At 46.8% G+C, this 20,497-nt stretch carries 21 protein-coding genes; 9 read left to right on the top strand and 12 right to left on the bottom strand.

What is annotated here, in order from left to right; all coding sequences use genetic code 11:
* Positions 1–389 precede the first annotated feature (389 nt).
* Positions 390–1,370: an Npun_R2479 family HD domain-containing metalloprotein gene (locus QUB20_RS11335; RefSeq protein ID WP_333246952.1), complete on the bottom strand. Its 981-nt coding sequence runs from the start codon at positions 1,368–1,370 to the stop codon at positions 390–392.
* Between the two features lie 287 nt (positions 1,371–1,657).
* Between QUB20_RS11335 and QUB20_RS11330 the strand changes: the two genes are divergently transcribed.
* Both QUB20_RS11330 and psbA read left to right on the top strand, forming a co-directional pair.
* Entirely contained in the window at positions 1,658–3,403 is a 1,746-nt protein-coding gene (locus QUB20_RS11330; protein ID WP_333246947.1) for an alpha/beta hydrolase, read from the top strand.
* 197 nt (positions 3,404–3,600) lie between these two features.
* Positions 3,601–4,683: a photosystem II q(b) protein gene (gene psbA / locus QUB20_RS11325; protein ID WP_333070606.1), complete on the top strand. Its 1,083-nt coding sequence runs from the start codon at positions 3,601–3,603 to the stop codon at positions 4,681–4,683.
* 191 nt (positions 4,684–4,874) lie between these two features.
* On the opposite strand, the gene QUB20_RS11320 is transcribed toward psbA, so the two are convergent.
* The 8 genes from QUB20_RS11320 to gltB form a co-directional block, all read right to left on the bottom strand.
* Positions 4,875–5,459, bottom strand: coding sequence for a GNAT family N-acetyltransferase (locus QUB20_RS11320; protein WP_333246944.1), 585 nt, complete (start codon positions 5,457–5,459; stop codon positions 4,875–4,877).
* A gap of 236 nt (positions 5,460–5,695) precedes the next feature.
* Positions 5,696–6,085 (bottom strand): hypothetical protein, encoded by a 390-nt coding sequence (locus QUB20_RS11315; protein ID WP_333242973.1) that lies wholly within the window; start codon positions 6,083–6,085, stop codon positions 5,696–5,698.
* Positions 6,082–6,651 (bottom strand): hypothetical protein, encoded by a 570-nt coding sequence (locus QUB20_RS11310; protein WP_333246942.1) that lies wholly within the window; start codon positions 6,649–6,651, stop codon positions 6,082–6,084. Before QUB20_RS11310 ends, QUB20_RS11315 begins: the two co-directional genes overlap by 4 nt.
* A gap of 105 nt (positions 6,652–6,756) precedes the next feature.
* Positions 6,757–7,131 (bottom strand): type II toxin-antitoxin system RelE/ParE family toxin, encoded by a 375-nt coding sequence (locus QUB20_RS11305; RefSeq protein WP_333246940.1) that lies wholly within the window; start codon positions 7,129–7,131, stop codon positions 6,757–6,759.
* Positions 7,121–7,405, bottom strand: a complete 285-nt coding sequence (locus tag QUB20_RS11300) for a hypothetical protein (RefSeq protein WP_333246938.1) — start codon at positions 7,403–7,405, stop codon at positions 7,121–7,123. The genes QUB20_RS11305 and QUB20_RS11300 overlap by 11 nt, the downstream gene beginning before the upstream one ends.
* Positions 7,406–7,498: 93 nt before the next feature.
* Positions 7,499–7,846 (bottom strand): XisI protein, encoded by a 348-nt coding sequence (locus tag QUB20_RS11295; RefSeq protein WP_333246936.1) that lies wholly within the window; start codon positions 7,844–7,846, stop codon positions 7,499–7,501.
* A 39-nt stretch (positions 7,847–7,885) separates the two neighbouring features.
* Positions 7,886–8,389 carry a GUN4 domain-containing protein gene (locus QUB20_RS11290; protein ID WP_333246934.1) on the bottom strand — a complete coding sequence of 168 codons (504 nt, stop codon included), beginning with the start codon at positions 8,387–8,389 and terminating at the stop codon, positions 7,886–7,888.
* A gap of 148 nt (positions 8,390–8,537) precedes the next feature.
* Positions 8,538–13,124, bottom strand: a complete 4,587-nt coding sequence (gene gltB / locus QUB20_RS11285; protein ID WP_333246932.1) for a glutamate synthase large subunit — start codon at positions 13,122–13,124, stop codon at positions 8,538–8,540.
* Between the two features lie 202 nt (positions 13,125–13,326).
* Here gltB and QUB20_RS11280 point away from each other — a divergent pair, with 202 nt between their 5' ends.
* From QUB20_RS11280 to QUB20_RS11250, 7 genes are all read left to right on the top strand, one after another.
* On the top strand, positions 13,327–13,539 hold the full coding sequence (locus QUB20_RS11280) for a DUF433 domain-containing protein (RefSeq protein ID WP_333246930.1): 213 nt from the start codon (positions 13,327–13,329) through the stop codon (positions 13,537–13,539).
* Between the two features lie 100 nt (positions 13,540–13,639).
* Complete coding sequence (locus tag QUB20_RS11275) at positions 13,640–13,966, top strand: DUF433 domain-containing protein (protein ID WP_333146890.1); 327 nt, start codon at positions 13,640–13,642, stop codon at positions 13,964–13,966.
* A 3-nt stretch (positions 13,967–13,969) separates the two neighbouring features.
* Positions 13,970–14,311 carry a DUF5615 family PIN-like protein gene (locus QUB20_RS11270; RefSeq protein ID WP_333246928.1) on the top strand — a complete coding sequence of 114 codons (342 nt, stop codon included), beginning with the start codon at positions 13,970–13,972 and terminating at the stop codon, positions 14,309–14,311.
* Between the two features lie 117 nt (positions 14,312–14,428).
* A complete protein-coding gene (locus QUB20_RS11265; protein ID WP_333246926.1) occupies positions 14,429–15,397 on the top strand; it encodes a Fic family protein in 969 nt (322 codons plus the stop codon).
* A gap of 383 nt (positions 15,398–15,780) precedes the next feature.
* Positions 15,781–16,200, top strand: a complete 420-nt coding sequence (locus QUB20_RS11260; protein ID WP_333055108.1) for a phosphomannose isomerase type II C-terminal cupin domain — start codon at positions 15,781–15,783, stop codon at positions 16,198–16,200.
* A 132-nt stretch (positions 16,201–16,332) separates the two neighbouring features.
* Entirely contained in the window at positions 16,333–16,662 is a 330-nt protein-coding gene (locus QUB20_RS11255) for an iron-sulfur cluster assembly accessory protein (protein ID WP_333246924.1), read from the top strand.
* A 310-nt stretch (positions 16,663–16,972) separates the two neighbouring features.
* A complete protein-coding gene (locus tag QUB20_RS11250; RefSeq protein ID WP_333154570.1) occupies positions 16,973–17,545 on the top strand; it encodes a Uma2 family endonuclease in 573 nt (190 codons plus the stop codon).
* A 136-nt stretch (positions 17,546–17,681) separates the two neighbouring features.
* Here QUB20_RS11250 and QUB20_RS11245 read toward each other — a convergent pair whose 3' ends face one another.
* The 3 genes from QUB20_RS11245 to yidD all read right to left on the bottom strand — a co-directional run bounded on the left by QUB20_RS11245 (position 17,682) and on the right by yidD (position 20,447).
* Positions 17,682–18,680 (bottom strand): glycosyltransferase, encoded by a 999-nt coding sequence (locus QUB20_RS11245; RefSeq protein WP_333246922.1) that lies wholly within the window; start codon positions 18,678–18,680, stop codon positions 17,682–17,684.
* Positions 18,681–18,785: 105 nt separating this feature from the next.
* The gene (locus QUB20_RS11240) at positions 18,786–19,973 is read right to left on the bottom strand and encodes a response regulator (protein ID WP_333291353.1); all 1,188 of its coding nucleotides are present in this window, start codon (positions 19,971–19,973) and stop codon (positions 18,786–18,788) included.
* 243 nt (positions 19,974–20,216) lie between these two features.
* Positions 20,217–20,447: a membrane protein insertion efficiency factor YidD gene (yidD, locus tag QUB20_RS11235; protein ID WP_333242926.1), complete on the bottom strand. Its 231-nt coding sequence runs from the start codon at positions 20,445–20,447 to the stop codon at positions 20,217–20,219.
* Positions 20,448–20,497 lie beyond the last annotated feature (50 nt).

The following is a 20,497-nucleotide window of genomic DNA, read 5'->3' as shown; positions in this document are numbered from 1 at the left end:
AGGTTTTCAATTTTCGATGTTATATTTTTGATTATAACTCTCCATTTTAGCTCAAAAAAAAGGATCGAGCAACCTCTGTGCTGCCAGACCGATTTTTGATTGGAGATGATCAATGTCAATTTGAGCTAAAAACCAAGATATAGCAACTAAAAAATCAAAACTTATCCTAATTGTCACCCTGTCCAAAAACGGATATACTTTCCGACCAAAGTTGCCAGTCGGCCCAAACTTTCGACTCTTGTTCAACCTCCCCGATTCATCTATGGAGTAAATTTCAAATCCTTCGACTGATTGAACGCCGAACGTTGCGCCAAACCAGTCAGGCCACATTCTCAATTTTAAAATCCACTGACTCGCCTTTATAGCTGTAGAATTCAGCGCGTAAGCCATCACAAATTTAAGTCGGGAAACTCGGTAAATTTCTTGTTTTCCCCGGACATTGAAGGTTGAAGATTATCACCATCTTTTTCGATGTTCAAGTTGCTATTGGTGCGGGATTTGGTAAATTCTTGAGCGTTTGGCTTTGTGAAAGCGAGCGGTTCAGCGTGTTCTACCTGAAATACATTGGCGTAGAGGTTGGCAATAATTTGTTTGCCTCCTTGGGTTAATTCCAAGTAGTTCAAAGCTGCTGGAATGTAGGGAAAAACTCCATTCCAATAAAACTTGGCGTAATTTTGTCGCAAATCTCCCGGAGATTTGTAGCCCAAGATTTTATTAGTGCCGACTTCCTCAAATTCGTAGAACAAGGCACTTATTTTTCGCAGGTAATTTGGATCGCTCAACTGGCCGATCAAATCGGCGGCTCTAGCGAGTCCAGAATAATTGTTTCTGTCTTGATGAGTTTCGCTAGCAGGAACTGGGAAGCGCGTCAATTCAATATTGCGCTTGATTTGTTCGGCATCAATTAATGTGTGGCCGCCGAAGCGTTCGTCAATTACGAGTTTTCCTCGATCGACATGATAAGGAGTTAAACTGGCAGAAGTTGCCCCGATCGGCACAGAAACCATGCCCCCGTCAATACCCGTAGCATATAGTCCCACAGCTTCTTGGTCTTGGCGGCAAACACCTTTGACGTAGCCGATATCGTGACACAGCAGCGAGATCAGGTAGTGCAGCCAATCTTCCGGCGACACTCCACCTTCGCGAATATGCTTGCCCCGGAGAATCTCTTGTCCCACCAAAGCCACGAGCATTGTGTGTTCCACATTGTGGTAAAGAGCATCGCAATTAGCGATATTTTCCAGAGCCATAGTCCCTGCCCAGGCGATAATTTCAGGGTAGTCAGGCTTGTACTTGCCGTAGGTGCGACGGTAGCCGGCCTGCAACTCTTGCACAAAAGCGTCAATCAGGATAGCAGTTGCATTGAACATCATAAATTCTCTCACTCAGGCTGTAGTTACAAACTCGATCGAAAATATCTTGGCCTTGCTGAAAAAATAATTAATGGGCATTCCAGTAGGTTTGACCCCTCGGCGTTGAATTTTAAATTTCAGCTAGTCTTGTCAGGTCAGAAAATTTCTCTTTTGGCTATGCTTCCCAAGATAACCTAATTTCGGAAGCATCCGAAGCAACAGATCGATTTTTTGGTATTAAATGTTAGTGAAACAATTTACATCGTTTCACTGACTAATTATTAGAAGTCCTAGGTTTGAAACTTATGAACTGTCTGTTTCGGAGTCTCTCCACTGCTGCCCTGGGTACTCGGCGCTCGATCGCCCAAAAATACCTAGGATTGTGTGCATTCACTGCTGTTTGCACCGCCGCACCGGCAATGGGTGCCGAGCGAATTTACGTAACTTACGGGCCACTAGAAGAATCAGTTCCCATCGAATCTCTGGCACTTTTCGCCAAAGAAGGCAAAATAGACTCAAACTTGGACGGCTTCGCTCAGTACGTCAAAGCATCTCAGCTAGCTGAGATTCGCAGCGCCCTGCAAGCGAAGGCTGAAATCAGCCACGTGACGATCGCCCAATTTCTCTACACGCCTCAAGGAGAAGTGCTGCTGAAACGCTTGGGCCGAGTAATTCAAACCAAAGCTCGGCAGCCCGGATTTTATGCCATCCGAGCCGCCCTGATTTTAGCAGCCTCCGATCCAGAAGGCCTGACAATTCTCAACGTGCTGCGGAAATTCCCCACCTATGGCATCAGGATTGACATCGCCCGCGCCTTGGGTATCGCCAACGAGCTGACATCGCTGATCAACCGTTCCAATCAGACGATCGCCGGAGTCGCCCAGTTGTCGGAAGCACAAGCAGCCTTAGAACCCACCATACCGCCCGCCCAAATGCAGCAGCCCCAGCTACCTGGCCCCTATACTTGGAAAAAATCATCGGTAACTCTGACGAGTCCAAATCGCAATCGCACATTTGATATGGACATTTACCTACCACAGGGCAGCCCCCAACCGGCCCCAGTAGTAGTAATTTCCCACGGTTTAGGTTCCGATCGCATTTCCTTTCAATATTTAGCCAAACACCTAGCCTCCTACGGCTTTGCCGTCGCTGTCCCCGAACACCCCGGCAGCAACGCCCAACAAATCCAAGACTTAGTAACAGGCAGAGCCAATCAAGTAGCAGAACCAGCAGAATTTGTCAACCGCCCCCTCGACATCAAAGACCTGCTCGATTATTTAACCAAACTTTCTACAACCGATCCGGCCTACCAAGGGCAGTTCGACTTGCAGCGAGTCGGCGTCATCGGCCAGTCTTTCGGTGGCTATACGGCTTTAGCATTAGCCGGGGCAGGGATTAATTTTGCACAGCTAGACAAAGATTGCGGACTCGAGAACGATAGTTGGAACCTCTCCCTACTGCTGCAGTGCCGCGCCCGCGGCCTAGAGCGCAACCAGTACAATTTCGGCGACCCGCGCATCAAAGCTGCGATCGCCGTTAACCCGATCGCCAGCAGCATTCTCGGAGAAACAAACCTCAGCAAAATCCAAATCCCCGTCATGCTAATCGCAGGCAGCGCCGATACAGTCGCCCCCGCTTTGCTCGAACAAATTCAACCGTTCACATGGCTGACATCGCCCAACAAATATCTCGTACTGATGAACAACGGGACTCACTTCTCAACGATCGAGGAATCCCCTCAAAGCCTCTTTCTGCCACCACCACAGGCGATCGGGCCCGAACCAGCTTTAGCCCGCCGCTACCTCAGCGGACTCAGCCTAGCGTTCATGGAAAGCTATTTGAACAATAAATCCAATTTCCGCCCGTATTTGGAGCCATCCTACGCTTTAAGCATCTCCAGAGACACTCTCGGACTGAGAATTTTGCGATCGCTCACCCCCCAGCAACTCCTGCAGTTCAGGATTTCTCCACCTCCTCGCATCCCTGCCTCTCCACCTGCGATCGCTCCTGTTCCTCTACCTTCTCCACCTCCCATAGCTCCCGTTCGTTAGGCTTGAGGTGCGCCGCGTGTGCACGCTGTCATCTCTTTTCGTGCGGGGGCGATGGGCCATCTCTTTCCTCTCATCAGCTTTCCTAATCACACTCATCAGTTTAACTGTCGTCAAACCCCTTTACAAACCTTAACGATAGGCGTAATAATATAAACATCATCCGAACATTGACAACCAAATACAGCAATCATAAAACCATGACAACAACCTTACAGCAGCGCGAAAGCGCCAACGTCTGGGAACGCTTCTGCGAGTGGGTCACAAGCACCGACAACCGCATTTATGTAGGTTGGTTCGGAGTCTTGATGATTCCTACCTTGCTCAGCGCCACCATCTGCTACATCATCGCCTTCATCGCTGCTCCTCCAGTGGACATCGACGGCATCCGTGAACCAGTAGCAGGTTCCTTGATGTACGGTAACAACATCATCACAGGTGCTGTTGTTCCTTCATCTAACGCGATCGGTCTTCACTTCTACCCCATCTGGGAAGCAGCTTCCTTAGACGAGTGGTTGTACAACGGCGGCCCTTACCAATTGGTAATTTTCCACTTCCTGATCGGTGTATTTTGCTACATGGGTCGTGAATGGGAATTGTCTTACCGCTTAGGTATGCGTCCTTGGATCTGCGTCGCTTACTCTGCACCAGTTGCAGCAGCAACCGCAGTATTCTTGATTTACCCAATTGGTCAAGGTTCGTTCTCTGACGGTATGCCTTTGGGTATCTCCGGTACATTCAACTTCATGATCGTGTTCCAAGCTGAGCACAACATCCTGATGCACCCCTTCCACATGTTGGGAGTTGCTGGTGTCTTCGGTGGTAGCTTGTTCTCCGCCATGCACGGTTCCTTGGTAACATCTTCCTTGGTTCGTGAAACAACCGAAACCGAATCGCAAAACTACGGTTACAAATTCGGTCAAGAAGAAGAAACCTACAACATCGTTGCAGCCCACGGCTACTTCGGTCGTTTGATTTTCCAATACGCTTCTTTCAACAACAGCCGTTCTTTGCACTTCTTGTTAGGTGCATGGCCAGTAGTTGGCATCTGGTTTACCGCTTTGGGTATCTCCACGATGGCTTTCAACTTGAACGGTTTCAACTTCAACCAATCGATTATCGACTCTCAAGGTCGTGTCATCAATACTTGGGCTGATGTCATCAACCGCGCTAACTTGGGTATGGAAGTAATGCACGAGCGCAATGCTCACAACTTCCCGCTTGACTTGGCTGCTAGTGAAGTCACCCCAGTAGCTTTGGTTGCTCCTTCCATCAACGGTTAATTTTTAGCCTGAGATTGACAAAAAGCGCTCCTAGAAATAGGGGCGCTTTTTGTTTTGGGAAAAATATTTTTACTGCGGGGAGGCGAAGTATCGCAGCCGCCAAGGAAGTTATATCGAGTCCCTCGCTTCTGGTAATTCCTGTTAGGCTGGATTGATGTCGGCTTCTCGTGGGAGACTCACTCATGATAAATTCAAGTTTCTTTAAACATCACAATACATTCATAATTTTCTAAATCTAGAAATCGGTCAATTTGCAAAGTTCCTATTTGTTCAAATCCCTGTTTTTGGTGAAACATTAGGGAACGAGCATTAGCTATTGGCTGGGTAACAATAAACAGTGAAATAAATGAATTTGGAAAAACTTGATAAATTTCTTTATACATAAATCGAGCAACACCTCTACCCATCCAATCTACCTTTGTTGCGACTCTTTCGAGATAAAAATGCCTATCGCTGGTGACTCTTTTCTTAAAAACCTCATCTTTCCAGATAATTTTATCCAAGATTTCATCTGATATTTTGGGTTGTGATATAGCCACAAATCCCACAATTTCCCCATCGGTTTTAGCTGACACAAAATATTTGCATGAATTATTTAAGCTTTGGACAATCTCATCTTCAGTAATTTGTGTTAGCAAAAAGCCGCGATCGATCGACGTATTTTGACTGCGCGCATGAGAATTGTGAATATTGACGATCGCCTGTATGTCCTCTCCATCGGCTTCTCTAAAAGTTAGATATTCCATTGCATAGTGTGTAGGAACGCTGTCATACATTTACTATTTTAACGCTCAGGTTTATCTATTCTAACAGCTAGATATAGATCGCATACCAGATTTAGTTTTGTAAACATTTTAGGGGCGATCGCCTTCGGACAATATCATGACTGTAGGTATGTCTGCACTTGTGGGCGATCGCAAATAACTTCCCGGTAGCGTCGCAACTGCTACAGTGTTCCCCAACAAATCGAAGAACTCAAGGCCATAACCTGTTTCTAGACCCTCGACGAGTGCTATTGATTTACCAGTCCTCGCAGTTCCTTAATGTCGATGTGGATTCCTTGACGTTTCAGATATTGGCTCAAGTTAATCTGGATGAATAAATCTTTGAGCTCTTCAGCAATCTCTGCCGGGGGATTGCCAGATAACGCAGTTGCAATTAGACGTTCTGCAATTCGTAATTCGCCACATTCAATCGCTAAAGATGCTGCGCTGCGGTGAAGCACAGAACGAGTGGGTTCAGCATCAAGGGCGCTAGCGATTAAGGCTGCGGCCTGAGTTTCTTGTTCAAAGGCTTGGCGCGTCAATTGTGCAGCCAACTCCAACGCACCTCTTAAGCGGGCGACTGCCGCTGCTTCGGCTAAATCCATTGCTTGTTTGTGGAGCGATTGAATCTGGCTCATTGGAGTACGGTTCCTTCAGGATTTTGCTTGGCACTAATAATAGAAATCGGTCGGCTGAACTCTACTACAATGATATACGCTGGCAAGCCTTGTGCGTCTGAGGCGCGGGTTTGTTCAGTTTTCAGCTTGACTCTAGTATTGATTTGACTTTGATTGCCTTTGCGAATTCCAGAAACCTCTAGCCGAGCCATTCGCTCAAATGGCAATGTGGTAGCTGAATTTTGACTTCCTAACCAATAGTCAAATCCAGTTCCTTTGCGAGAGCGTTCAATGACTGTGAGATTTGTTAATTGCAAAATTAACAGGAATGCGATTCCATAAGCAGCCTGCTCGGTAGTATATTCTTCGTCATTCCAACATCGTCGGGTTTGCTCGGTGACTGGCTGCCAATCTAACTTGAATGTGGCAGAAAATTCTCCCTCAACTTTAAGTGTTGCTCCTGGTTGGTGAGCTTCATCGGTTAGACAAATCGCACCTGCTTCTGCGATCGTGGCTCCAAAGGCAGGTGTAATCGCAGGGAGTCCCTGGCTAAGGCTTTGTAAGTTTAAGATTTGAATCTGGCTCAAAGCGACGTTGCTCTATGGAAAGTAGATATTCAATTTTACTCTCAGTTGCGACAATTTGAGTCAATCGCCACTATTTTTAGACGATCGAGTTCCAAAATTCTTGATTCATAATTCTTCTGATTCGGGAAATTGTTGCTCGTATTGAGCTAGAATTTCTCGAACTGTTTCGGCGGCGATGTCTGATAAATCTGATTTAGAATAGATAGTCACCAAAACGATCGAATCGCTAGTTTTGAGGTAATAAATAGCACGGTAGCCCGCGCTTTTGCCTTTTTGAATGTCGCTGTTCTTAATTCTGACTTTGAAAATTTCGTACTCCATTACCGGAATGCGATCGCCCGGAAGTTCCCCCGCTTGAAGTTGTACGATTACAGGCTGAATGTCGTTGCGAATGTTGCGATAGCGTTTGCCTAAAGTTCGCAAGTCTCGTTGAAATCGGGGGGTGAGTTCAATTTGGATCGGTTGTGGATCAATTGTCATTAATGCCATCCCACAGTTGAGACAAGGGGAGAGTTTGTCCGGTAATTGCCTCATGGAAGCCTTGCTGAATCCCTTCGATGACAGTTTCAGTGGGGTCATCATCGGGATCGATATCAGTGTTTTGACGAATTTTTTGTTGCAGTTCTTTGAAGCGTCCTTTATAGATATCTTCCCATTTATCGGACTGCAAGAATTTGATGAAAGCTAAGACTTCTTGTTGCTGGTCTGGCGATAAGACCTTCACATTTTCCAAAATGGCTTGTTCTACGGTCATAATTATCCCTTTTTTTTGATTGCTCTTCTACAATCTAGTAACAACATTATATCAAACGGGTGGGTCAACAGCAATTTAAAGTTTGATAAATTACTAGGAAACTACTGCAAAATCTGTGTACTGTCGCATTGCAGGCTCGTGAAATGCCAACACAATATCTTCCTTGGGAACTCCTGCACGCACCAAATCCGTTGCAATCCCATCTTCTGTCCAGTCTTCTTCGATCCAGAATTTACCATCGCGAATCCGAACGTAAACAGTGATACCGGTAATGCGATCGCCCTTTTGCCAGCCAAGATTCATCCAGATGTAATGACCGTTTTGTTCGTCGGTAATTAAGAATGTTTCGAGGTCTGGTTGAGAAGGGCGATTATTGCACAATTCTAGATACTCGGTCAAAATACGCTTGATTAGTTTGGGATATTCGATTAGTTGATCCATTGCACAATTTTCTCTACTTCTGTATTTACGATAATTATTTTATAGATGACAAGCAGATAGTTTGGAATCTAACCAATGCAATCCCAATCCCCAGCTATTTCCACCAGGGACGATGACTCTTCTATGTCCTAACCAATATACAAAAGTATGGGGAAGATGACCAAGGGGAGCGCGGAGTTCATAGGTCATTCTACTATTAAATGAATCCCATTTAACGTATTCGCAGAATTTGTCATAATCTTTGCCCGCTTCTTGCCAAATAGACCTTTGTACTGAAAATCCGAAACGCTCATTTGAGTATTTTACCCAAAGTTGGTTAATTGTTTGGAGGTCTGTACAAGGAAAGTTTACCCAATCTGAATGCCCTAAATAGCCTAATTTTTCACAGCACGCTACCCAAAGTATAATTTGTTTAGTTTCGCAATCAGCTTCTTTAAACTTGCCCTCTGCTAAAAAATTGCATAATTGAGTGTAATCAGCTCCGCTTTCTGAAGCTAGATTAAGAAATTGGTTGTCATAATTTAAAGATTGAAAATCACTCATGGTCAGCGCCCAAGATATTTTGAATATGAGATTATTTGACTTGATACGTATGAATTTGCTTCGCGCCCGCTTCGAGAAACCCATGCTTGAGTTAATTATAGTTTTGTAGGGTGCGTTAGGCCGTAGCCGTAACGCACCCATACTAATACTAGCTGCCGCCAATCCGGGCGACATCACGAGCATTTTCTTCAAACGCAGCCGTCAGCGCATCATCACCGCTTAAACCCGATGCGATCGCCCTTTCAATAGCCTGCAACACCCGCTTATAATCCCTCGGCATCACCTTCACAAACACCGGCACCATCGAGTCCCAATTTGCCAAAACCTTCGATGCCTTCGCACTTCCAGTCAAATCAAAGTGAGTCTGAATTAACTGCCGCAAATCGCTAATTTCCTCAACATCCTCCAATTTTTCCAAATCCACCATCGACATATTGCAGCGAGTAGCAAAATCCCCCGCCTCATCCAAAATGTAAGCAACACCGCCACTCATACCCGCTGCAAAATTGCGCCCGGTTTCACCCAAAACTACAACTTTGCCGCCAGTCATGTACTCGCAACCGTGATCGCCAACACCCTCAACTACTGCGTTAACGCCGGAGTTACGCACCCCAAAACGTTCGCCCGCCATCCCTCGGATGAAAACCTCGCCGGATGTCGCGCCGTAAAGCACTACGTTACCGACAATCACGTTTTCTTCCGCGACAAAGGTAGAAGCCTGCGACGGATACAAGATGATTTTGCCGCCGCTGAGCCCCTTGCCCAAATAGTCGTTAGCTTCGCCTTCGAGCTCCAGGGTGACTCCCTTGGGCACGAATGCGCCAAAGCTTTGCCCAGCGCTGCCTTGGAAGTGCAGGTGCACCGTGTCATCCGGCAAACCTTCCCAGTTGCGTTTGGTGATTTCGTTGCCGAGAATTGTGCCGACAACGCGGTTGACATTGGTAATCGGTAGTTTGGCGTGGACTTTTTCGCCATTTTCGATCGCACCTTTGCACAAATCCAACAACACAGTCATGTCGATCGACTTTTCCAAACCGTGATCCTGCGCCATCTGACAATAGCGCCCGACATCCGCCCCAACCTCCGGCTGATAAAGGATTTTCGAGAAATCCAAACCCTTAGCCTTCCAGTGTTCCACAGCTTGCTGAGGTTCCAAAACATCAGTGCGGCCAACCATTTCATTCAGCGTGCGGAAGCCCAACTGCGCCATAATTTCCCGGACTTCCTGCGCGATGAAAGTCATAAAGTTTACCGTGTGATCGGGGTCGCCGGTAAAGTTTTTCCGCAGCAGCGGGTCTTGGGTCGCTACGCCCACCGGGCAAGTGTTCAGGTGACACACGCGCATCATGATGCAGCCCAATGTCACCAGCGGCGCGGTCGCAAAACCGAATTCCTCAGCGCCCAGCAAGGCAGCAATTACTACATCGCGGCCGGTTTTCATTTGACCGTCAGTTTCCACCACAATCCGGCTGCGGAGATTGTTGAGAACCAAAGTTTGGTGAGTTTCCGCCAGTCCCAATTCCCAAGGTAATCCCGCGTGTTTGATCGAAGTTTGCGGCGAAGCGCCGGTACCGCCGTCGTAGCCGGAAATCAACACGACATCGGCGTGGGCTTTCGCAACACCCGCCGCGATCGTCCCGACTCCAACTTCCGACACGAGTTTCACGCTAATCCGCGCTTCCCGGTTGGAATTTTTCAAGTCGTGAATCAATTCGGCCAAATCTTCGATCGAATAAATGTCGTGGTGAGGAGGAGGCGAAATCAAACCCACACCCGGAGTCGAGTTCCGTACCTTGGCAATCCACGGGTATACTTTTTTACCTGGCAACTGTCCGCCTTCACCGGGTTTCGCGCCTTGCGCCATCTTGATTTGCAGTTCCCGCGCTTGGGAAAGGTACAAGCTGGTAACGCCGAAACGCCCGGAAGCAACTTGTTTGATCGCGCTGTTTTTCGAGTCGCCGCGATCGTTCGTCCAAGTGTAGCGATCGGGATCTTCGCCGCCTTCACCGGTGTTCGATTTGCCACCAATGCGGTTCATCGCTACTGCTAGCGATTCGTGGGCTTCTTTAGAAATCGAACCATAACTCATCGCCCCAGTTTTAAAGCGTTTGAGAATAGATTCGATCGGCTCAACTTCCTCAATGGGTATCGATTCCCGCTGTTTGAATTGCAACAAACCCCGCAAGGTAAAATGCTGCTGGTTTTGTTCATTAACCAGCCCCGAATACTGTTTGAAAAGCGTATAACTGCCCTCGCGCACCGACTTTTGCAGCGCGTGAATTGTCTGCGGACTAAACAAATGCGCCTCCCCTTCTTTCCGCCACTGATATTCGCCGCCGACATCGAGAGTATGTCCGCTGGATGGGCGATCGGGGAATGCGTGGGTATGGCGCAAAATAGCTTCTTGGGCGATGACTTCGAGGTCTACGCCTTCAATCCGCGAGGCTGTCCAAGCAAAGTATTTATCGACTACGGATTTGTTTAAGCCGATCGCCTCAAAAATCTGCGCGCCGCGATAACTTTGAATTGTGGAAATCCCAATTTTCGAGGCAACTTTTGTCACACCTTTAGTTGCGGCTTTGATGTAGTTTTTGCAAGCTGTTTTGTACTCGACATTTAGCAGCAATCCTTCGCGGATCGAATCGGCGATCGTCTCAAAAGCCAAATACGGATTAATCGCGCCGCAACCATATCCAATAAGTGTCGCAAAGTGATGCACTTCCCTCGGTTCGCCGGATTCGAGCACGAGTCCCGCCCGCGTGCGCGTACCTTTACGGATCAAGTGGTGGTGCAGACCCGCAACTGCCAGCAGCGCCGGAATTGGGGCTTTGTCTGGACTGATTCCCCGATCGCTCAAAATGAGGATATTCACCCCGGAGGCGATCGCGCTGTCTGCTGCTGCAAAAACCTCGTCTAACGCTTGTTCAAGACCTTTTACCCCGCTTTTGGGGTCAAACAAAATCGGTAGTGTAATCGACCGGAAATTGCCCTCATTTACGTGTTGCAGCTTAGCTAATTCTTCATTGCTGAGAATTGGCGTTTTCAGTTCAATTAAATGACAGCTTTCCGGTTCCGGTTTGAGCAAATTGCGTTCAGCGCCGATCGTAGTTTCGGCAGAAGTTACAATTTCTTCGCGGATAGAATCGATCGGCGGATTGGTAACTTGAGCAAACAACTGCTGGAAGTATTCATAAAGCAGTTTTGGTCGATTGGAAAGCACCGCCAGCGGCGTATCCGCACCCATCGCGCCGACAGCTTCTACGCCATCTTTCGCCATCGGTGCTAACAGCAACCGCAGTTCTTCAAAGGTGTAGCCAAAGGCCATTTGCCGCTGCAATAATGTTTCGGGATGGGATTCTGCTACGGCAGGCGCATCTTTCAGTTTGGCGATTTCGACCATGTGCTTGTCGAGCCACTCGCGGTACGGGTGTTCCGAGGCAATTTGATGTTTAATTTCCTCGTCAGAGACGATGCGGCCTTCCTCGGTATTTACCAGGAACATCCGCCCCGGTTGCAAGCGACCTTTTGATACAATTCTTTCTGGGGCGATCGGCAAAACTCCGGCTTCTGATGCCATAATTACCAAGTCGTCTTTGGTAACGCAGTAGCGGGAAGGGCGCAAACCGTTGCGATCGAGTACGGCCCCGATCGATGTACCATCGGTAAATGCGATCGAAGCTGGGCCGTCCCAAGGTTCCATCAAGCAAGAATGGTATTCGTAGAAAGCTTTTTTCTCGTCACTCATGGACTCGTGGGCTGTCCAAGGTTCGGGAATCATCATCATGACGGCGTGCGGCAAAGAACGCCCGGCCAAAGTCAGCAATTCCAAAGCATTGTCAAAAATCGTCGAGTCGCTGCCTTCGATATTGATTAAATTGGGGATTTTCTTTAAGTCATCGCCGAATAGTTCCGACTCGAACAGCGATTGCCGCGCGTGCATCCAGTTAATGTTGCCGCGCATTGTGTTAATTTCGCCGTTGTGGGCGATGTAGCGGTAAGGGTGCGATCGTTCCCAGCTCGGAAAAGTATTCGTGCTGAAGCGCGAGTGAACCAGGGCTAGAGCGCTTTCCATGTCTGGATCGTGCAGTTCGGGATAGTAATCGCCGACTTGCACCGGCATTAACATACCCTTGTAGACGATCGTCCGGCAGGAGAGTGTGGAATTGTACCAGTAGGGGTCTGTGTTAGTCCTGCGGATGGCATTGTGAGCCCGTTTGCGGATGACGTACAGTTTCCGCTCGAAAGCCGCCTCGTCAATACCTGCGGCGCGCCGGATGAACACTTGCTGCATGAAGGGTTCGCTAGATTTGGCGGTGTCGCCCAGGGACGAGTTATCCGTGGGAACATCGCGCCAGCCCAGCACTTCCTGGCCTTCTTCTGCGGCGATTTCCTCAAAAATGCGTTTGCCGTTTTCCCGTTCAGTTCGATTTGGCGACGAGTAAATCGCGCCAACGCCGTACTCGCCGGCTTCGGGAAGTTCGATGTTTAGGGCCGCCGTTACTTTCTTGAGAAACTTGTGGGGTATTTGCATCAAAATCCCCGCCCCGTCTCCGGTGTTGGGTTCGCAGCCGCACGCGCCCCGGTGGTCGAGGTTCAGCAGGATTGTTAGTGCCTGCTCGACTATTTCGTGGGATTTGTTACCCTTCATGTGTACGATGAATCCGACTCCGCAAGCGTCGTGCTCGAACTGCGGATCGTACAGGCCTTGCTTTTGTGGCAGTCCGTTGTTGTTCATTTTGATGTGTCTCTCAAAGTGGTGAAAAGATGTTGATCTAGAGTAGATGGTGGGATGCCGATCGATCTAGTATCATTTATTATAGGTGGATCTACTGCATTGGGTAGATGCACGAAAAAATCAAAGCTGATGCGATCGAGCTAGCGTGAAAAAATAGTTACAGCCGATGAGTTAACTATGGAACCCGAAAATCTAAATATTTATGCTTAAACACTCTTCAATTATTAGCGCGTCTCCTGAGATTATGGGCGGCACTCCAGTCTTTGCTTTTACTAGAGTTCCAGTACAAACACTTCTGGATTATCTGAAAGCAGGAGAATCAATTGATGATTTTTTGGATGGATTTCCAACTGTGACTAAAGGGCAAGCTATTGGGTTGCTGGAAGAGGCTGAAAGACAGTTTGTTGGTAATTAGATGATAAATTGATATTGGCATTTTTTTTTACCGCAGAGAGCGCAGAGAGCGCAGAGGAAGAGAAGAGAGAGATGAGTAATAATGATTGAGATTGTAAAAAATGACACTGAAAGAATTAGAAAAACAACTCTTAGCCTTAACTCCAAGTGAAAAAACTCAGGCCATACAGCTATTAGCTCAAAGTTTAAGCAATACCTGGCAAGGAATTGAAAAAACTCCCGGCGTGTGTGGGGGCGATGCTAGAATTGCGAAGACTCGCATACCTATTTGGTCGATGGTAAATTATCGCCTTCTGGGTGCAAGTGATGTGCGAATTTTGCAAGACTTTCCTCATTTGAGTGCAGCAGATTTGGCAAATGCTTGGGCTTATGCTGAGGCACACCCAGAGGAAATTGAAGCAGCCATCGCTAGAAATGAGGAAGATTAACAAATGGTGCGTCTTTATGCAGATGAAAATTTTCCACTGGTAATCGTGGAATTACTGCGAATTTGTGGTCACGATGTTTTGACAGTGCAGGAAGCTGGAAATGCTGGACTGGGGATTCCTGATGAAGATGTGTTAGCTTTTGCTATTAACCACAATCGAGCTGTTTTGACGCGCAATTGGGATGATTTTAGACACCTACACCGTTTGCAACCCGATCATAAAGGTATCATTATTTGCAAAGAAGATTTGAATATTGAGAGACAAGCTACACTGATTAATGAAGCTATTTCTACTGTCGAAAATCTCACAGGTAAATTGATTCGGGTAATTCGTCCGCCACAGTGAAAACAAGCTGATTGCTCAACAACTACCCCAGCAGATTATAATCGACCTTAGAGAAGTATTAGCATTAGCCACAAAAGTCGAGTCGCCATAATCTCCCGACAAATATACCGATTCCCTATGCAATTTTTCTCAACCGCTCAATCCTCGATCGCCCATCAACCCTATAATAACTTTATGGCGTTGTTAGTGCGAGTTTATCCTCAGCGCTTGGGTGACATTCTCCACCAGCATTTTGCCTTCTCATCCACGATGAACCTTTCTGAAAAATTGCAAAAAGTCGATCGACTCAAAGCCTGGTTGGATAGCTTTCGTCCGCTTTCTCCCACCCTGGTTGCAGAATTGAAAAAACTCTACGACGTTCGGTTCACTTATCACTCCAATGCGATTGAGGGAAACACCTTAACGCAACGCGAAACCGAATTAGTCCTAGAAACCGGCATCACTGTCGGTGGCAAAACTTTGCGAGAACACCTAGAAGTCATCGGACATCGAGATGCGATCGACTACATTGAAATGCTAACGCGATCGGACACGGAGATCGGTGAATGGGAGATTAAACAAATTCACAACTTAATTATAAGGGCGATCACCCCGGAGGAAGCTGGACGCTATCGGCAGTTAGATGTCAAAGCCGCCGGTACCGAATACCTCTATCCGCCTCATTATTTGCTTTCGGGTTTGATGCCGGAATTTATCGAATGGCTCAACAGTGATAAAATCAAATCGTTACATCCGTTAGAGTATGCAGCCGAAGCACATCTTCGCTTTGTGTCGATTCATCCATTTCGGGATGGTAACGGACGGACGGGACGGCTATTGATGAATCTGCTGCTGTTGCGGGCTGGATATCCCATTGTGATTATCTCTAACCAGGTGCGTGCTGCCTACATCGATGCGATCGCAGAAGCACAGCAGCAGGGTTCTGGGATTGAGCCTCTCCTCGATCTTATTGTAGATGCGGCCCGATACTCGCTGATCGAAACCTTGCAAATCATCGCAACCGCCAGCGATAGCCTGGGTCAAGGGCTGCCTTTCTATCAAGAGATGCTAGCCGTTTTGCAACAGCAGTCTCAAAAGCTGGATTAGAATTCACCAAAAATCCGCTGCTATCAAAATTATTCATCTCTCTCTTCTCTTTCTCTGCGCCCTCTGCGGCCTCTGCGGTTAAATCATTCCGAAACCACCGTAAATCGTGCAAGATGTCCCATTAAATAAAGAACCAGCCGCCACAGATAAAGATTTGATGTAGATTGGGGCGATCGAACCCATAACAGGTGACAACTACTATGGTGCTTTTGCTATGGTTGTTAAGGCAGGTCGATCGGGCTGAGCACAAATCTTGCAAAACTCTACAGTCGGCTAACCAGTCCCCGCAGGTGGGCTTCGGTTTTAACTATAGATTAGTTAATCTCAAAAAACAACGTCGTTTACCAAAGGATTCAGCAAGCAATCCTCAAGGAGTGAAAATCATGGTTCAGATTCAAGAAATTTCTCAAGTATCTACCCTGCACGCACCTGCAGCACCCAACGGAATAGCCGCTACAGAATTGCGGCCTTGGGGCTCATTTACGACTCTAGAAGAAGGCCCAGGATATAAAATTAAGCGGATCGAAGTTAAGTCGGGACACCGCCTCAGCCTGCAAATGCACCACCACCGCAGCGAACACTGGATTGTGGTTTCAGGTACTGCAAAAGTTACTTGTGGCGAAACTGAACAAGTTCTGTTTACAAATCAGTCTACCTACGTTCCTCAGTGCATTTCTCACCGCCTGGAAAATCCGGGAGTTATCCCTCTGGTTTTAATTGAGGTGCAGAATGGCGAATATCTCGGAGAAGATGATATTGTACGCTTTCAAGACGATTATGCCCGTACTGAAAAGGCTAAGTAACTCAAGTTGCTAAAAATATAGGAGTATGGTGCGCGGCGCGGCGCACCCTACATTCTCCGCGTAAGGTACACGCCTAGGCACATTCTACCTTTTCAAAACTCAACATTACTTCCCAATTACCAATTACTCATAATGATTCATCTGAGCAAAACAGCAGCAACTGAAGTAACGCGCCTCAAGTCGAAGCATCCGAACCCCAATGCTTTATTTCGTCTGGGCGTGGAAGCGAGCGGCTGCTCCGGTTTGTCTTATACAATGGCATTTGACGATGCGCCAGCCCCAGAAGACGCTGTATGCGAGTCGGAGGGAATTTCCGTTGCGATCGACCCCCAGCACTTAAAATATCTCAATGAGCTCACCTTGGATTATTCAGAAGACTTGATGGGCGGAGGTTTCCGATTTCACAATCCCAATGCCGCCCAAAGCTGTAGCTGCGGCAACTCCTTTTCTGCTAAGGAATAACCAACCTGTAGGGTGCGTCAATCGATTTTAGATTTTAGATTTTAGATTTTAGAGGCGACCCCACGGATAAATGCGGGGGCTTGAGGATTTGCGATTTGCGATTTTGGATTGATTCCACGGATAAATCACGTGGCGGGTACCATCAAGAAATTCTTGGTCAGTTGCAGATAATTCTTCAATTCTAAAATCTAAAATAGATTGACGCACCTGACACAATAAGCAATAACCAATATGATTTAGAGTGCGTCAGTTGCAGATAATTATAAAATCTAAAATCTAAAATCTAAAATCTAAAATCTAAAATCGTATGATGACACTCAAAGACTTAGAAAAAGTCCAAAAAACCTTCAAAGAAGCCGGTCAAGACTACCAAGTTGAACTAGAAAGCGGGAGGATTATCATTGTGGGCCCGTCAGACATTGTATCTAGCGAAATAGGTGTAATTTTCAGTTGGCTGCTCGCCAATTGGGTTTATCCCCGCCGTTTGGGTCGAGTTTTTGACTCCGCAGGCGGCTTTATTTTACCTGATGCTAACCTTACAGCACCTGATGTTTCTTTTGTTCGAGCGGCACGTCTCAGGCAAAGTCCCCGTTATTTTGGAGAATTAGTCCCAGATTTAGTAGTAGAAATTAAATCACAGAGCGATCGCATTAAACCGCTAGAAAAAAAGATTCAGAATTTCCTAGAACTCGGAGCGCAAGTAGGAATTTTGATCGATCCAGATGAAGAAACTGTTACAGTTTATCGTCAGGAAGGTGAACCGATTGTGTTGGGAAATGAAGATATTTTGACTGTCCCCGAACTTTTCCCTGGTTGGGAATTGCCAATTGCTGAACTGTGGCCGCCAATTTTTACTGAAGCAGAAACTCAAACTGAAGCCTAATAAAGTTTATGCAGATTTTACATAGCCAGAAATGCGAAAAACCTCTCTTCTCTTCCTCTGTGTCCTCTGCGCTCTCTGCGGTTAAATAATTCCTATGCAACCGTAAACGATATCAGTGCAATGGAAAAGCTTTCAATCAAGCTGGCGTACCGAGAATAATCCACTGCATTAACTGCTCCCACTCTGGAGATTGAGCTAACAAATCTGCATCGAATTCATTTCCCGCATCCTGCGAAAACTCGGCGAAAGCTTCCGCCCAATTAATTACCGTTTCCACAGGCAAATAAGGCGTATAATTCCAAGAACGCTGCAAAAACTCTACCATCTCAACAGAATGACCGGTGCGGTACAAATACCAAGCAATCCAAACTAAGGTACTGTACTTGATTTGCTTTTCCAACAAACGTATTTTATCCGGCAATTCGGGGCGGGCAAAAAAATTGTCCATGACTGCGGCGAGGGATTTAGCCTGCGGTAAACCTTTGTACATGGCGCTTTGTTCGTGCTGGCGGTAGCAAACAGTTACTTGCTGCAACCACTCTGCTTCGCATCCCATTAAGGCTAAACGCAGCACTAAATCTGTATCTTCCGCCGGGGGAAATCGAGGATCAAATCCGCCGGCGCGCTCTAACCACTGACGGCGAAATACCATCGCGCTGGGTAATACTGGTTTCCACCGCAGCCACATTTCTAAGTCTAATTTAGGGACATTTTGCCAGGGTTTGACATCTTTTAGCGGTTCGCCTATACTATTAACTAGACGCCAGCCGCTGTGAACTATTCCTAGATTTGGTCGCGCTGCAAATACAGCCATTTGTGCTGCTAATTTGTCGGGGAAAAAGTAGTCGTCAGCATCGAGAAAGGCGATAAATTCTCCTCGCGCTAGCTCGATGCCGTGATTTCTGGCAATCGAAACTCCTCGATTTTGTTGGTAAATGTAGCGAATTCGATCGCCATATTTCTCTAAAACTAATCTAGTGTCATCTTTGGAACCGTCGTCTATGACAATAATTTCCCAGTTAGTATAGGTTTGGTGCAGAACGCTATCTACGGCTTGGCCGACGTAAGCTGCACAGTTGTAAGCCGGAATTACTACGCTCACCTGCGGGGTGCGATCGATCGTAACATTACTCATAATTAATTATCTTAAATTCGATTGCGTCTTTATTTTACAATGAGTGTAGGGTGCGTCAGGAACTGACGCACCCAGCAAGGGGTTATTGTGTTCATTAATTTTGGTTCAAGAATTTGCCAAGGTAAGTTGGTGCGAGTTCAGTAAATCATGGGGGCGAATAGCTGAATGGTAGCGATCGCCTTTTACCTTCAAATACTTGTCAACTATTTGCAAAACCTGTTCGGGATTGGCTGGCTTCCTCAAAAAATCGGAAGCACCTGTCAATTTCGCTCGCGTGCGGTCAATTATACTGTCTTGACTGGTCAAAAACACGATCGGAGTTTCCCGAAAAGCAGGTGTCTTTCGCAAAAAATTGCACAAAGCAAAGCCACTTGTCTTCGGCATCACCACGTCCATAAAAATTAAAGCAGGCTTTTGTTTGGCGAGGAGGCCCACTCCCTGCATGGGATCTTGAATTTTTAGGACTCGATACCCTTCCGGCAATAAAATTTGCTCTAAAAATTCGCATACTGTCGGACTGTCATCGATACAGGCAATCAAAGGGCGACCCGGCCCTGCGATCGCCGCCGCCAGGCGCCACTGTTCTATAGGCGACGGCAAGTCTGGTACTGTTCGGAAATTTACTAAACCCTGCTTGATGTAATTAACTAAAGCGCGAGTTGCCACTGTCACGCACTGCTTTTTCTTAAATGCAATATCCCAAAGAGTATTCTCGCCGTTGAATACGTTACCCAAAGCGATCAAAGAATTAGAACTAAATCGATTTTGCTGCAACTGGGCCGACGGTTTTAAAAGCGGTGCTTGTTCTGGATCTACAAGCCACAAACCCATTGCTTTCCACTTTTGCCAAATTTCTTCTGTACAACACAGAATTTTTTCTACTTCTGTTAAAGACAGCAGCAAAGAAGAGGTAATGGTAGAAAAATATTTCTGGGAGGGACGCCACTCCCGGCGCAAACCCGATTGACCGATCAGAGCAAATAACACTTCCGAAAGGCTGGTGTGGACGATCGCCCTAGCTTGTTCCAGACTCATTTCGCTGGCTGCTATCCCTCGCTGAAGCAGTTGATATTCCCACAGTTCTCCAGCATTGAGGTCTCTGAGATCCACTTGAAAGTTTCGACAGTGTTGCCCGATCGCCCTGTACCAGCGTCTCGCTCTGTGCGCTCCTCCCGTGGCATACACCAAACTACCCTGAAAAAAGTAAAGTTGCCACTGTTGTTCCCCTTGCTCTAACACCAGTTTCCCCGTTGCTTGTTTCTGGCTGAGTACAGCCAGAGTATGGGACAACATTTTGTATCCGATTGCGGTAGCAGACATATCAACTCGCATCCCCTGTACTCTGTTTGTACCATTATATAGCTGCTGAGTTTTGAAAGATAACAGTAATTTTACTGAATTTGGGTTAAAAAACACCACTAATTGTGAGAATTTAACCCTCTTAGGGACTGATTCCCCCCAGGAGTTTTAGCCATGAGGATGTAACGGCTATTTGCCCTATTAACTAATCACTAAAATCGGGATTCTAACTAATAACTAATTGCCTTCGCTATCTGCAGGAGGTACTGGATCGTAACCCCCTGGATGAAAAGGATGACAGCGCAAAATCCGCTTAACTGCCATTGAGCTGCCGCGGGCCGCCCCAAATCTTTCTATTGCTTCGATCGCGTATTGCGAACAAGTGGGCTGAAATCTACAGGCGTTAGGCAGGTAAGGAGAAATTCCCATTTTGTAGCCTCGGATTAATCCGATCAGCAATATTTTCACAATTTTTACCTCAGCGATTGATTAGATTAATAGGCCAATCTCGTCCGGTA

The organism is Microcoleus sp. B4-C2, from assembly GCF_036705265.1.
GTDB lineage: Bacteria > Cyanobacteriota > Cyanobacteriia > Cyanobacteriales > Microcoleaceae > Microcoleus.
Note: the sequence above shows the minus strand (reverse complement) of the source record. Positions and strands in the feature narration are given on the sequence as shown.